The organism is Pyrolobus fumarii 1A, from assembly GCF_000223395.1.
GTDB classification, from domain to species: Archaea; Thermoproteota; Thermoprotei_A; order Sulfolobales; family Pyrodictiaceae; genus Pyrolobus; species Pyrolobus fumarii.
In genome coordinates this window covers 1,611,009-1,624,772 of the sequence record NC_015931.1, presented here as the reverse complement: position 1 = coordinate 1,624,772, position 13,764 = coordinate 1,611,009, and the positions used below count along the sequence as shown (strand labels likewise).

Genomic DNA, 13,764 nt, shown 5'->3' with positions numbered 1-13,764 from the left:
CCTCTCCGGCGTCACACTGGAGGAGTAAAAGCGGTTCCTAGAGGCTAAACTGGAAGCTCACATGGTGACGCCACGTGGGGGCTCGGCATCCCCGTATTCCTCACCAGGCTAGGCTTTCGGCGCCTAGCCCGCTCGGCCCTTCCAAGCGTCCCCATCGCCCCGGGTGTCTCTAGACCCTCACGAGCTTGGCTGTATACCCGCCGCCACACCTCGCAACATCCGGGTAAACACGTTGCGTCTCGGGGAGCACGGGGCTCCTCTCGCCAACCCAAGGCGCCGCCTCCACGAGCTCCACGAGCCCCTCGTCAAGCAAACGCTTCACCACACCCTCGTTCTCCTCCAGCGTCAACGTACAAGTCGAGTAGACGATTACACCGCCCTTTTTCACTGTAAGAGCCGCAGCCTTCAAACCCTCATATTGTAGCCTCGAGAGCCTCTCAATTATGCGTGGCCCTGCCTGTTCAAGGAAGAGCCTAGTCTCCGGGCTATGACCGAGCCTACCAATGCTGCTGCAATCTGGGTCCACGATTGCCGCGTCCACCCTCCTTACTGGAGGACGTCTAGCATCACCTTCCACTAGAACTACTCTCCTATCAACGCCTTGCCTAGCCAAGAGCCTAGCCTCGTCACGGAGCCTCCGGCGCGAGAGGTCAACCGCGACTATCGAGACACGAGGGTTGCGCCAAGCCACGTGTCCTGCCTTACCGCCGGGCGCGCTGAACGAGTCAAGTACAACACCTTCAACCTGCCCAAGCACATGAGCTATCAGGGCTGCCGACCGATCCTGGATGTAGTATAGATTGCCGGGGAGCCTCCCAACAGCTCCAGGTTCCATGTACTCAACAACAACCACATCGTCGAGCACAGGATCTGGTTTTGCATAGACACCTCTACTCTTCAAATCCTCCACAACAGCTTCTACATCGTTGAACACGAGACGATTGAAGCGGATGTATGTGGGTGGCGGCTCCTGGAAGGCTCTCAGTACAGACTCTAGCCTATCCCGCGGCAATAGACGCGAGAGCCGCTCAACCACCCACCTCGGTATGCTATAAAGCAGCGAGAGCCGCTCAAGAGGATCACTCACCCCCAAGACGACGTCACGGGGTTCAAGACGCAACAGACACTCAACCACATTACGCGGGAGGAACTTTTCGAGACGCTCTCGGGGTACCGCCTCGCGCCTAAACATGGCCTCATAGGCTGCCACGATAGGGACCCAACCTTCGCGTCGACCTCCACGCACTTGTCCGCGAAAGCCACAGCGTCGAAGAGCACGCACGAGTAACTTGTAGTTGCGGAGCACACCCAGGCACAACGCATGTAGAAGTCCTCGAGGTGCATCCCATTTGCCGGACTCTAGCACTGCACGAAGGGAGCGAAAACTGCGTTCGACTATCGCGAGTATGGCACCACATACTAGTTCGACATCAACCACGCCACACCAGCCCGCTTGGCTAGTTTTCGCGAGGAGGTATAGCCGAGATGCTATAGCGAAGAGCACGCGCCTCTAAGAACTCGATAATGATATATCACGATCTTGAAACCATGTCGAATTATGTCTAGCCATCTTGGAGTCTAGAGGGGCAAAGCACACTTGTTGAGAGGGCAACTAGTATGAGCGTTGAATGCATCTACGCTATACACCATGCTCATTCCCGTTTTCTTGAACTAGATGCCCCGTTTCGACCAGTTTGGCTATCACACGGGTCAGGGACTCTACTAACATCTCCTCGACGCTCATATCACGCTCATATACTTTGATTATGACGGGATACTGTGCATCTCGTGGATAGATGCATTCAACGCTTATACCAGTTGTCCTCTCAACATGCGTAACCCATGGTGTCTCTCCTGGGCTCGCTGCTGGCCATTCTGGATTCTCTTTGAGCATGACAAGTAGCTTTTGATACGCGTTACGCACTTTTCTGAGAAGTTCGAGGTTCTCGGTTGTTTCGAGAACCTTCCTGGTAGTTGTTATTCTTCGCAAGGCCTCCTCTGGCTCAACATCAAGGTATAGGAGTATGTGCGCTGGTGGCGTGACAGCGTTGAGTGCCATTATATCCTCCATAGTGTAGGTGTTGGTCTCATCCATGCTTGATTGGTAGGCTATGTTGCTATACTTGTAGCGGTCTGTGACAACGAGGTACCCTTGCGCCACTGCCCCGACGACTCCACGAGCACCCGGAGCTACGTTCTCCTCATAGACGTGGTGTATCCTATCAGCTATGAATAGATGTGTGAGTATATCAGGGCGCATGAGTGATTTGTCGACATGCCCGCGGAGTATGCTCTTGATTAGCACGCCTATTGGGTTATCAGTAGGCTCTTTGGTGTAAACCGCCTTTCCGTTCTTCACAAACAAGCGCAGTATACTTGCGAGCGCAAGAGACGTAGTTGTAGTCCCTGCTCCATCTAGTCCCTCGATGGCTATGAGTACTCCTATTTCCCTGCCATTGCACTTTCTTGGTACGAGCGAGCCAGGCTCAATGGTAATCCCGTATTGCTCTCGTAGCCGTTTTGCCACACTCTTGGCAAGGACAGGCTCGAGTTCAAGTGGCAGGCTTGGCACGCGCTTCTCCTCACCACGCTTGTATGCTAGTCTGATAACATTTTCGATTACCGGTGTTTCTCGCGATGCTGGTTTCAAAGCATATACGACCCAACTTCTAGTTATGTACTCGTCTTTCGCCTCCTTGTAGTCTGGACCTAGTATAACTCGTGTATCACTAATTCTGTCATCAGCGCGGGAGTTGCTTAAAAATTGTAGCTTTTGTCCGCATCGCCTAGGGTGTACTTCAAGTGAGCTTCGCAGTGTCTTTTGACGTGTGGGGCACACTCTTGAACCTTACCAAGGCTTACTCGCTCATCGCTCAGAGGCTCGCCGAGGAGCTTAACACCGAGCAAGAAAACGTTCTTGAGGCTTTGAAGCGAGGTGCTAAGCTGGCTAGACGCTCTAGGAGGTCCGAGGGTTGGTTTGACGCGAAGCGTGGTGCCGAGATAGTCGCTAGGGAAGTAGGCATTACGGTTGATCTCCTCTTCTCTGTTGTTGAGAGTGTGCTTGTCGGTTCTGCGAGAGAATTACTGCTTCCTGGTGCACGTGAAGCTGTCGAGGGGGTTAAGAGCCTCGGTTTCCGCGTCGGTATCCTTGGTAACGTGCTCTTCTGGCCTGGCAGGGTCACACGCCGTGTTTTGGAGGCTGCTGGGTTAGCTGGTTTCTTTGACGCTATCCTGTTCTCAGACGAGATTGGTGCTGCTAAGCCGGATGTCAGAGCATTTAAGGCCATTGCCGAGGCCCTCGGAGTTGATACAAGTAGGTTGGTTCATGTTGGTGACCGTGTTGACGAGGATGTTGCGGGTGTCATACTGGCTGGCGGTTATGGCGTGTTGGTCTGGGCTCCTATTAACGAGGAGTTCTACTGCATCCATGCTAGGCTCTGTGGCGTTAGGAGTGTCGCGTCTGTCTCCGTCGTAGTGTCTCGCATAGCTCGCGAATAGCGTGTATGAGGACGCGCGTCGCAAGGAGCACTTCCTTTGCATCCACCCTCTCTTCCGTGCTGTGCGCTAGCCTCGAGTCTCCTGGTCCATACGCTGCGATACTCCTTGCTACCTGGGCAAGGATGTTCATATCGCTTGTGCCGTGCTTGAGGAGTATTCTCGGTTTGGCCCCTTCGCGTATCAAACCGCGTATCAAGGCACGCGGCACCGGATCGTTGGGTCTGACACGTATCCCTGGCGTATAGCCCAGTACCTCTACGCGACAGTCTCGCGGTAGACCCTCCTCTAGGAATGCCCTCACATCCTCGATGCTCTTGCCTGGCGGCACACGAACATCGAGGTGTGCCACCGCCTCCTCTGGGAGCTTGTTTGGATAGTCACCGGCCCTGATGATGGTCGCAACGGCAGTTATCTCGTTGAAGCTTCTGCCAGATCGGTTCCTCAACGAAACATAGTAGTCTATGAGCTTCTCGAGCGCCGAGTCTGCATCCCAAGGACTAGCGCCGTGCCCACCTCTCCCCCTACACACCACTCTGCTGGGTGCAGAGCCTCGATACCCTATCACTACACCGGTAGTGCCGCTAGGCTCGCCAATGATTATGTAGTCTGGCTTGACGCCCTTCCGTACCAGGTGCCAGGCACCACGCGAGTCGCCCTCCTCGGCAACAACGCCGCCACCCCAAACTGTGCACGGCCCTTTGTAGAGGGCCGCCGCGTACACCATCGCCAAGAGCGGGGCGCGCGCATCTACAGCGCCACGACCCCAGACGGTAGTGCCCTCCACCCGAACGGGTAGCTCGCCGGGCACGGTGTCAAGGTGACTCACAAGAACAATGTTGGGGTGGCCGTCGCCGCTAACAATGAAAAAGTTCCCGACCTCGTCTATCACGTAGTCTGCGCCTAGCTCCTCTGCTATCTCGCGGAGAACCGGGTGTAACCGCTCCTCCTCCCCAGTCGGCGCATAGACCTCCACAAGCCTACGGAGATGCTCCACAATACGCTCGAGACTGGGCAGCCTAGCCTCCACTAGTCCAGCACCGCGAGGAGGGCCTACGCTTCCCGGCGTTTAAACGGGGCCGTGTGGGGCTCGGCTGGTGGTCGGTATCTTCACGGGGCGACTGGGGCCCTCATCGCTGGTAGAGCCTCCTCACCGCCCCATAGGACTAGGATACGTCCAGACCGGCGTTTCTCGCCTTCTCCCTGAATCTCCGCGCATCGTCAAACATATAGACGTTGTTGAATAGCACGTATACCTCCTCGGCGCCCTCACTACAAAGCTTCTTGACCCTAGCGACCAGCTCCTCCAGGTCCTGATCCGTATACTTGTATCGGTAGTTCACCTCGCGACCACCGAGACCATGCAACCTCACGTAGGCTATCCTGCCTACGACGACCGGCCATCTCCGTAGAAGATCCACAACGTGTATCACGCCGGTCTCCTCGACTATCCTCCTAATCGCCTCGGGGTGTTCATGCCAGGTGCCGCGAGGCTCCCACCCGATGGTTTTCCCATACTTGGCCGCCTCTCGGAAGAACTCGAGAGCGTTGCGCAGGTTCTCTTCACTGTAGCCGAAGCTCGGCGGCGTCTGTACAACGATTATCCTGGCGTTTAGTATGTCGGCAGCCTCCACGGTCTTCTTCCACGCCTCGAAGTTCTCGGGCGTCGGTCTGAGTAGACCGTACCTATCCTCCTTTCCGGGTTCGGGTTTCAACCCAGCCTTGCGCCACGTGGGGCTGCTCGGAGGGTGCGTGACCACCTGCCAGGCTTTCACCGTATACTCGAAATCCTGGGGAGCCTCTCTCCTCCATCTCTCGAGGGTCTCCCGGGTAGGGAGCTTGTAGAAGGTCTGTTGCACCTCCACGAGCCTAAACTGCTCGAAGTACCTTGCCCGTGCTACGGGAAAACCACAACACCCGACCTTGACTATGCACATGCCGCTCTTTGCCTCCGTCTAGGGACTACCTGTGCAGCTTCCTAATACTAACGAGCCGCACCTCGTCAAGCTCTATCAGCCTCTGTTTGACCTCCTCCGGCGACATCCTCACCTTGCTAAAATCGGCTACAATGACGCACTCTGCGTACTCTCCACGCTTAACTGCCGCACACTGTGTCGTCAACTGGTCTACACCCATCTTTGCCAGCTCCTCGGAGACCTTGGCTAGAGCCCCGGGAGTGTCACGCAGCTCTAGATAGATCTCATAGACGTGCGCCACGGGAGCGAATATCGGCGAGAGGACAATCTCCCGCTTGTCAGGATCAGCAACCAGTATGAGGTGCATCCCCTCAACTATGTTAAGAGCGTCACGAACAACCATTGGTATTGTTATCCTACCTTTACTATCGACACGAACAATCTCGGTTATCTTCAAGCCCGGAGCCCCCCACTGTAGACACTATAGCAAGGGTTAATCATGGTAGGCTTGGGGTGGGGCAGGGAGGCTGAGGGTGGAGAAACCAGAATATGCCCGCCTCACAGTGCTGGTCGACAACCTCTCATTGCGCGAGGATTTAGCAACAGACTATGGCTTGTCAATCTACATTGAGGTCGGCTCGGGGGCATCCAAGTGGAGACTTCTGTTCGACGTTAGTGGGTCACCGTGGGCTCTCCTCCACAATGCCAGGTTACTGGGCACCCCGATTGAAAGGGTAGACCACATCATAATATCACATATGCACCGCGACCACTACTATGCGCTTAGGGAGCTTGGCGAGGTTCTCAAACCACGTATAGTCTACCTGCCAGAGCCTCGAGGCGTATCAAACCGGGTATCCGAGATACTAGAGAACGTAATGGTTGAACGCACCGCCTATGTCAGGGGCCGAGTCACTGTTGCACCAGGCGTAGAGGCCTTCGGCCCGGTAGGTTCAAGCGGCGAGATATCACTCACGCTTAACGTCGCAGACTACCGTCTGCTTATAGTTGCATGTGGGCACGCCGGCCTAAGACAAATCTTCTACTGGTCCAATGCAAAACACGTTGACATCTTGATGGGTGGGTTCCACCTAAAGAACGCGAGCAGAGACGATATAGAGGAGGTAGCGCACCTCGCCCTGGAGAGAGCTAATCTAGTCATTGGCCTTCACTGCACCCATTGGGGATCGGGATTACTTGGCACCCTACTAGGCACGAGATACATTGATGGTGGCGTAGGCCTCACTCTTTCGCTTGACTCTCGCTCCGGCCTTCTCCTTTACCCTCCACTCGCTCTATAACGCGTTCAGCTATCTCAAGGAAGGCTTTAGCAGCCGACGAGTCGGGATACTCGACGAAGAAGGGCTTACCCTCGTCATTAGCCTTGGATATCCTCGGGTCGATTGGAATTTCACCAAGGAACGGTACGCCCATCTCCTCTGCTATCCTCCGGCCAGCACCCTTCCCGAAAATGTAGTGCCTTGAGCCATCGGGACACTCGAAATAGCTCATGTTCTCTATAACGCCTACTATGGGTATATTCAGCCTCTTTGCAAACGTTATAGCCTTCTTCACTACAATCCTGGCTACATCCGACGGTATCGTGACTATAATGGTGCCGCTTAACCCTGGTATAAGCTGAGCTATCGTCAGCTGCTCGTCACCCGTACCCGGCGGCAGATCAACCAAGAGGTAGTCTAGCTCGCCCCAATCGGTGTAGGCTAGCAGCTCACGTATAGCTGCAGTCTTCAAAGGCCCACGCCATATCACAGCCTGCTCCTCACTCTCGAGAAGGAAGTCTATCGATACCACCTTGACTCCAAGCGGTCCCTCAACCGGCAACAGTCTTCCATCGGGTAACGCGTACATCCTCTTACCATGAACGCCCAGCATCTTAGGTATCGAGGGCCCATGGACATCGGCGTCAAAGACTGCCACCCGACGCCCCTTCATTGCTAGAGCCATGGCGAGACTGGCTGTTACGAAAGATTTGCCTACACCACCCTTGCCGCTGAGAATTACGAGCTTGTATCTTACCTTCTTCATCTTCTCCGCGATCATCCTCTGCTGCTCAATAACCTTCTTCATGATCTCAGCGCGTTGCTTGACAAGTGCATCAGACACCACAAGCACCCGCAAAACCAGTTGTCCTCAAGGGGTTATACACTACACTAGAGTCAAGATACGGGTATGCGTCACACTCTAGCTAGCCGGCTAGGTTCGCTAAGGTGCAACAATACTATGAGAGGCTGGGGTATCGAGACACGGGGCTCACCAACAGCAACTATAGCCGCGGTTGCGACGGGCTTGGCACCAAGCTTCTCTATGCTAGCAGCTAGGGCTCTAATCGTCCTGCCAGATTGTATTAGATCGTCGACTATGAGTACAGAGTCGCGCCTGCTTATCAAGCGGCGTGGTATATAGTAGGTTATCGTTGAGCGTATACTAGGCTCCACCACGTTAGCCTCCACGTACTCCTCGTAGGGATTATCCTTGTTCCTCTTTGCTATGACAAGCGGCACCTCTAACACATCGGCTATCATAGTAGCGAATGGTATACCGTTAGTCTCTGGCACGAGTACCTTAGTGACTCTCTTGCCAGCAAGTTTCATCGTCACATAGTATGCCATGAGGCGCAGGAGACTTGGGTCACCGATTACCTGGGTTAGGTCAACATAACCCTCGAGTAGGTGCTCTACTCTACTCGCAACTATCTTGCGTATGTCGGTGTTCTCCTCGAGCCTCCTCTTTATCTCATGTGCCTGCTCGAGGCTGGGTATAGTCTGCCCGCGGACATAGCGACAAAGGACGCTCTCTGGGATCCCCGTCATCGCGGAGAGCTCACGATACGAGTATATCTTCTTCAGAAGACGCAGTAGGGATACCACCTGGAGCCTGAAACGGATAGCATCGTACTTTGATAATGCAGACAAAAGCCTCAACCTCCCCGGTTAAATCGGCTGGCTTAACCCTGGTTAAGAGCGGGGGATGACTGGGGTTTTAAGGGCTGACCGGTGATGGCTGAACCCACGCGAGGACCCCCAGGCCCCTCAAGACGTAGCGTTGAGCGCTTATCCCGCGTTGTTGACGAGGATGTAGCCCTCTACGCTCTCAACGAGTCTATTATCCGCGACGAGCCCATCTTGAAGCTAGTAGTGTGCGAGAAGGAGTCTTTGAGAGCCTCCCTGGTCTATAGGTATGATGCCCCTCTGCTTGAGGAGGATAGTGACAGGCTCAGATTGTTGGGAGTATGTCTTGAGGGTATAGGCGAGCCGCCGGGAGAGGTTAGGGACACACCCGCTGAGGACATATTGTATTACCGTAGTGCTGGGGGCTTATGGGTCGTTGTACTAGACGAGCCAAATGAGGAGAAGGCTGTTGAGATTGTACGCAGGATCTGTGGCTCTTACACACGCCGTCCACGTATCATGACTGGTCTTGAATTAACGGAGGTGTGCTGAGTGGGTATCCGTGTAAAATTCTCAAGGTGGCTAAGCGAGGATGAGTTCCGGGAAGTTCTCGAGTTCGCCGATTATAAGGGGGTTGTGAATGGCGAGAGGATATTCGAGATAAACCCGGTTAAGCTTAGACGCGCCAACCTCTCACTCCGTGATGTGCTCGCGATAATCGATAGTATGGGAGGTGTCGTGGAGGAGCTTCCACCGGGCGTGGGCGCGACCGAGAAGATTGCAAGGTTGCGTGTTGAGGATGGTCTCTATGTGCTTCGTTCGCGGGAGAGGCTTCTCGAGTTATTAGCCGAATTCGGCGGCACCGTGAGGTATTCTAGGGAGCTTAAGGGCTTCATAGTCAAGCCTTACGTTGTGGTCGATGTTGTTGATAAGCTTCGTAGGGCGGGTTTCGAGGTTGTTGACGAGACTGGCTTACTGGAGCCAAAACCTTTTAACGAGAGTATATCGTTGCGTTACGAGCTTCGCCCATATCAACGTGAGGCTCTTGAAGCATGGAAGGCTAACAAGTATCGTGGCGTTATAGCGTTACCCACCGGTGCTGGCAAGACTATAGTAGCTCTGGCGGCAATAGCCGAGTTAAAAGTGCCAACACTCATAGTCGTGTATACGCGTGAGCAGCTAAAACAATGGGTCGAGAAGATACGCGAAGCCTTGACAGTCTCACCTTGGGAGGTGGGCGCCTTCTATGGTGAAGAGAAGAGGATAGCGCCTATCACCGTGACAACGTACCAGACAGCATGGAGGCGTGTAGATGAACTTAGAGACAAATTCGCTTTACTCATAGTGGATGAGGCTCACCACTTGCCCGCCGAGAGGTTCCGGCTTATAGCTGAGGGCGTACTAGCGCCCTACCGCATGGCCCTCTCGGCTACGCCTGAGCGAGAAGACGGGCTTCACGTTGAACTCTTCCGGTTGATGGGCGGCTTGATTTACCGTAAGAGTGCCTCTGAGCTAGCTGCGCAGGGCTACCTAGCCCAGTACAGGATAGTCACTAAGTACGTCACACTAACGCCAAAGGAGGCCATGAAGTATAGGGAGCTTCGCAGGAAGTACGCCGAGCTCGCCGCAGGCCGTGATATCAACGAGCTCATACGGCTGGCGGCTTCCGGTGACGAATCTGCATCAAAGGCTCTCAAGATACTCAATGAGATGAGAAAGATAGTCATCAACGCTGAGAACAAGTTGAAACTCGCAAAAGAGATTGCGGAACAGGAGGCATCGAAGGGCTCCAAGGTTATCATATTCACGCAGTATGTGGAACAGGCTAAGAAACTCGGTGTTCTACTTGGCGCGCCTGTTATCACCGGTAAGACTGATCGGGTTAAACGCGATCTGGCACTCCACCTCTTTAAGACTGGACGCGCTAGGATACTTGTTGTCACCACTGTCGGCGATGAAGGTCTAGATATACCCGATGCTAACGTTGGTATAATCCTCTCGGGTACTAGCTCAAAACGCCAGTTCATCCAAAGGCTTGGAAGGCTTCTACGCCCAGCGCCTGGGAAGAAAGAAGCAATACTCTACGAGATAGTAGTGAAGGGCACGATGGAGGAAGCCCAAGCCAGGAGACGCGCCTTCTTGATCGACCTATAGGGACCCAAGAGCATAGCGTTATTAGGTTGATTCTGACATTGTCATTGCGGAGCTGGTGGATTTCGAATGGTAGCAGGCGACATGAAGATATACGCGCTTGAGAACGTTCAGGGCGATATAGTGTACACTACTACTGTTGCGCCATTGAGACTGGGTGGCCTCTCAAACCCTAATATCGGCTCCCTGTCGCTCAGCCTCCCCACGCCAACGAACATACAGGTTAAACGTGTGCTTCTCGAGATAGGCATGGTTACACGTGAATACCCTGAGAGGATGAGATGGCGTCTTTGGTTTGACGGCATAGCGGTTTCGAGAGAGTATAGGCCAAAGAGCATAGCACAACTAGGTGACGATGAGGGCTACTACTCAAAGACTGTTTTCGACGTTACGCCAATATACAAGGGCGATTCTGATGTACACAAGGTTACGATAGCATATGAGGGTAGCAACCCAATCACAGTAGAGCATGTAGGGTTATTCGCGGTGTACGACGTACCAGACAGCGTAGTTAGTTTTGCGTTCCTGAGCGGCGCCCTAGCACTTAACCCAGGCGAGTCCTACACATTGAGTATCAACATGCGAGATATACCCGAAGACGCTACGCATGCTAGTGTACGTGCAGTGCTTGCATTAACACAACGTGACAGTATGGTGAGGATTAGTGTCAACGGTAGCAAGGATAGGAGCATCACTGGCTTCGTGGGGGTTGAGGAGGTAAACCTCGATACCATACCGGTTACCGGCGCTTACCGCATCAGTTTCGAGCACGTCAAAGGCTCGAGGCCTGTTAGAATATCGACACTTATAGTAAGTGTTGCGAGACGCACACTACCCGATATTCATATCGAAAGTGTCGAGAGGACCGGTGAAGAGCTCACCGTTAGGCTGGTGAACCGCGGCGCCACTAAACCTGAGCGCGTGATGCTCCTAGCAATAGTACCCGGTGAGCATATCGAGAGGCTTGAGGTAGAACCGTTGGATAGTGGAGAATCTACCGAGGTTAAGGTGAAGGCTCCTAGTGACAAACGAGTAACGCTCAGGGTCGTCTGGGTTAAGCACGGGAAGCCCTATCAGCGCGAGATTAGAGTGTAGAGAAGACGGAGGGTGTGAAGAGTTACTCCCGGACCGAGTTGATGAGGAGAACTTACCCGGCTGACCCTCCCTTAGACGCCTTCTCCACTATCAACGTTGGACCGTCCTTCCCGACAACTATCACTTCCTCTCCGGGTTTCACCACACCCCCTCTACTTCGCGCAACCCAATACTCTCCTTCTATTATCACGAAACCCTCCTTGTCTGGATGTATCTCGTCTAGAGCCCTACCCTTCTTGCCTATAGGGTCGGGTTGGTACACTGGCTTGCTACGTACGACGCTTGCCACCTTGTAGGCTATTATCGTGGAGAGCGCGGCAAAGAAGACTCCTATCGATATGGCTGTATAGAGCAAGATTCGCACATATTCGGCAGTAACCAGCAGGTTCCCACTCAGGGGTAGAAGAGCCAAGCCGAGTACTAGCATGATTGCACCGGTTGCACCTGTTATACCGAAACCAGGTATGACAATCATATCTATGGCTAGTAGAATAGCTCCGAGTATCACTAGCAATAGTGCCAATGTGTTTACAGTGTATCCAAGCCCGAATAGACCCAGGAGTAGCAATAGAAGGCCTAACGGCGCGTACATGAGATGCCCGGATGCTAGCGAGATTATGATTATGAGCGAGCCTAGTGAGAGTAGCAGGCTGGATATAGTCGGGTCTGAGAGGAAGCTAACAACTCTATATCTCAATGGCATCTCGACATACTCTACAGGACCGTTTACGACAATAAGAGCTTCATCACCGTTGTAGAGCTTCACTATACTACCGTTTATCTTTACCAAAAGCTCATCTATACTGTTTGCAACACCATCTATGACGTGATAACGGTAAGCCTCTTCACCATCGAGATTCAGGTTACTCACTACGAAGAGCTTTACCGCGGTATAGTTCCTTCCATAGACCTCGCAATGCACCTCTAATATCTTGAGCAGCGTGTTGATTATCTTGCTGAAGTTTACCGGTTTCACACCCTCCGGGGTCACCATCACAGGTTGCATCGAGCCTATGACTGTGTGCGGCGAGGCATATGCTAATGGACTCGAGATTAGTATCAGTGTGCCTGCCGAAACAGCCCATCTACCACCTGCATAGGTGATTACCGGCACACCAGAACGGTCTATCATGTCAACTATCGACAGCGCCGTGTCGAGATACCCGCCAGGTGTATCAAGGTATAGTATGAGTGGCCAGTGCTTGTTCTTTGCGATCGCAAGAGCCTCCTCTATGTAAGCCCTAACACCCTCGTCGATAGTACCATGTACTTTCGCGAGTACGGCTCCGGGTCCCCACCTCTGCGTATATGCGTGTACAACACACGTGTTAAGAGAGCCGAGGACAAATGGAAACAAAAAGAATAGGATTAGAGCCGCTAGTCTAACCCGTCTCATGCTCCTGTCTCCCACTCTCTGTTACTCTGACAGCCCTGGCTATACCAGAAACTACTCCAATATCAATGGCTGTTGAGAGAGCACCAAAGGGAACCACCACTATCATGTTCTTCTCTCGCGCTATCTGTATCAACGTTTGGAGTTCTCTCAGTCGTAACGCAATAGGATGATCCTCGTAGATTCTAGCCGCCTCGGCCATAATCTGAGCGGCCTGTCTCTCACCCTCAGCCTCGATGACCCTAGCCCTTCTGAGCCTCTCTGCCTCGGCTTGTAACGCCATTGCACGTAGTAGTGACTCCGGGAGCTTTACTTGTTTGAGCGTAACAGCTGTCACTTTAATGCCCCAAGGGTCTGTGACTTCATCAAGTATACGTTGCAATCTCTTGTTAATTTCTTCACGCTTAGTTAGCAACTCGTCAAGCTCAACTTGACCAATGATATCCCTTAGTGTTGTCTGAGCATACATCATTACTGCATAGTGATAGTTTGAAACAGCTGTAACTGCTTTAATCGGGTCAAACACACGGTAATAGACAACCGCGTCTACCTCCACAGTAACGTTATCCTTAGTTATTATCTCCTGGCTTGGAACATCAACAACATGTATACGCAGGTCGACAACCCTAATCGTGTCAATGAAGGGTATTATGAAGAAGAGACCAGGTCCCTTAACACCAACTAGTCTACCAAGACGAAATACCACAGCACGCTCATACTCCTTCACTATGCGGATGCTCATCGCCAAGAACAGGCCAGCAAGCATTGCGACAATGACTAGAGGAACTATGAATTCCAAAACTAC

Annotated in this window: 14 protein-coding genes; 5 read left to right on the top strand and 9 right to left on the bottom strand. The window is 53.1% G+C overall.

What is annotated here, in order from left to right; all coding sequences use genetic code 11:
• Window positions 1–169 precede the first annotated feature (169 nt).
• Window positions 170–1,504: an RsmB/NOP family class I SAM-dependent RNA methyltransferase gene (locus PYRFU_RS08545; protein ID WP_014027272.1), complete on the bottom strand. Its 1,335-nt coding sequence runs from the start codon at window positions 1,502–1,504 to the stop codon at window positions 170–172.
• A gap of 135 nt (window positions 1,505–1,639) precedes the next feature.
• A complete protein-coding gene (gene tmk, locus PYRFU_RS08540; protein ID WP_014027271.1) occupies window positions 1,640–2,650 on the bottom strand; it encodes a dTMP kinase in 1,011 nt (336 codons plus the stop codon).
• A 152-nt stretch (window positions 2,651–2,802) separates the two neighbouring features.
• Between tmk and PYRFU_RS08535 the strand changes: the two genes are divergently transcribed.
• The gene (locus PYRFU_RS08535) at window positions 2,803–3,498 is read left to right on the top strand and encodes an HAD family hydrolase (protein ID WP_048191986.1); all 696 of its coding nucleotides are present in this window, start codon (window positions 2,803–2,805) and stop codon (window positions 3,496–3,498) included.
• Here PYRFU_RS08535 and PYRFU_RS08530 read toward each other — a convergent pair.
• The 3 genes from PYRFU_RS08530 to PYRFU_RS08520 all read right to left on the bottom strand — a co-directional run bounded on the left by PYRFU_RS08530 (window position 3,446) and on the right by PYRFU_RS08520 (window position 5,868).
• A complete protein-coding gene (locus PYRFU_RS08530) occupies window positions 3,446–4,525 on the bottom strand; it encodes an N-acetyl-lysine deacetylase (RefSeq protein ID WP_014027269.1) in 1,080 nt (359 codons plus the stop codon). The two genes, PYRFU_RS08535 and PYRFU_RS08530, sit on opposite strands and share 53 nt — an antisense overlap.
• Window positions 4,526–4,661: 136 nt before the next feature.
• Entirely contained in the window at window positions 4,662–5,432 is a 771-nt protein-coding gene (locus PYRFU_RS08525) for a DUF72 domain-containing protein (protein ID WP_014027268.1), read from the bottom strand.
• A gap of 25 nt (window positions 5,433–5,457) precedes the next feature.
• Entirely contained in the window at window positions 5,458–5,868 is a 411-nt protein-coding gene (locus PYRFU_RS08520; RefSeq protein WP_014027267.1) for an AbrB/MazE/SpoVT family DNA-binding domain-containing protein, read from the bottom strand.
• A gap of 76 nt (window positions 5,869–5,944) precedes the next feature.
• On the opposite strand from PYRFU_RS08520, the gene PYRFU_RS10070 reads away from it, so the two are divergent.
• Entirely contained in the window at window positions 5,945–6,712 is a 768-nt protein-coding gene (locus PYRFU_RS10070; protein ID WP_014027266.1) for an MBL fold metallo-hydrolase, read from the top strand.
• Here the strand turns inward: PYRFU_RS10070 and PYRFU_RS08510 are convergent.
• Window positions 6,654–7,535, bottom strand: coding sequence for an Mrp/NBP35 family ATP-binding protein (locus PYRFU_RS08510; RefSeq protein ID WP_244403846.1), 882 nt, complete (start codon window positions 7,533–7,535; stop codon window positions 6,654–6,656). The two genes, PYRFU_RS10070 and PYRFU_RS08510, sit on opposite strands and share 59 nt — an antisense overlap.
• Before the next feature lie 71 nt (window positions 7,536–7,606).
• Window positions 7,607–8,344, bottom strand: coding sequence for a phosphoribosyltransferase family protein (locus tag PYRFU_RS08505; RefSeq protein WP_014027264.1), 738 nt, complete (start codon window positions 8,342–8,344; stop codon window positions 7,607–7,609).
• 84 nt (window positions 8,345–8,428) lie between these two features.
• On the opposite strand from PYRFU_RS08505, the gene PYRFU_RS08500 reads away from it, so the two are divergent.
• The 3 genes from PYRFU_RS08500 (at window position 8,429) to PYRFU_RS08490 (ending at window position 11,566) form a co-directional block, all read left to right on the top strand.
• Complete coding sequence (locus PYRFU_RS08500) at window positions 8,429–8,872, top strand: hypothetical protein (RefSeq protein ID WP_014027263.1); 444 nt, start codon at window positions 8,429–8,431, stop codon at window positions 8,870–8,872.
• Complete coding sequence (locus tag PYRFU_RS08495) at window positions 8,873–10,474, top strand: DEAD/DEAH box helicase (protein WP_014027262.1); 1,602 nt, start codon at window positions 8,873–8,875, stop codon at window positions 10,472–10,474.
• A gap of 66 nt (window positions 10,475–10,540) precedes the next feature.
• Window positions 10,541–11,566, top strand: a complete 1,026-nt coding sequence (locus tag PYRFU_RS08490) for a hypothetical protein (protein WP_014027261.1) — start codon at window positions 10,541–10,543, stop codon at window positions 11,564–11,566.
• Window positions 11,567–11,618: 52 nt separating this feature from the next.
• Here PYRFU_RS08490 and PYRFU_RS08485 read toward each other — a convergent pair whose 3' ends face one another.
• Both PYRFU_RS08485 and PYRFU_RS08480 read right to left on the bottom strand, forming a co-directional pair.
• Window positions 11,619–12,962, bottom strand: a complete 1,344-nt coding sequence (locus PYRFU_RS08485) for an NfeD family protein (RefSeq protein ID WP_014027260.1) — start codon at window positions 12,960–12,962, stop codon at window positions 11,619–11,621.
• Window positions 12,949–13,725 (bottom strand): slipin family protein, encoded by a 777-nt coding sequence (locus PYRFU_RS08480; RefSeq protein ID WP_425277011.1) that lies wholly within the window; start codon window positions 13,723–13,725, stop codon window positions 12,949–12,951. The genes PYRFU_RS08485 and PYRFU_RS08480 overlap by 14 nt, the downstream gene beginning before the upstream one ends.
• Window positions 13,726–13,764: the final 39 nt, after the last annotated feature.

Coding starts and splice junctions, on each gene's coding strand:
- PYRFU_RS08525 (WP_014027268.1), bottom strand. CDS start 5,432: ATGTGCATAGTCAAGGTCGGGTGTTGTGGTTTTCCCGTAGCACGGGCA.
- PYRFU_RS08480 (WP_425277011.1), bottom strand. CDS start 13,725: ATGCTTGCTGGCCTGTTCTTGGCGATGAGCATCCGCATAGTGAAGGAG.
- PYRFU_RS08500 (WP_014027263.1), top strand. CDS start 8,429: ATGGCTGAACCCACGCGAGGACCCCCAGGCCCCTCAAGACGTAGCGTT.
- PYRFU_RS08490 (WP_014027261.1), top strand. CDS start 10,541: ATGGTAGCAGGCGACATGAAGATATACGCGCTTGAGAACGTTCAGGGC.
- PYRFU_RS08485 (WP_014027260.1), bottom strand. CDS start 12,962: ATGAGACGGGTTAGACTAGCGGCTCTAATCCTATTCTTTTTGTTTCCA.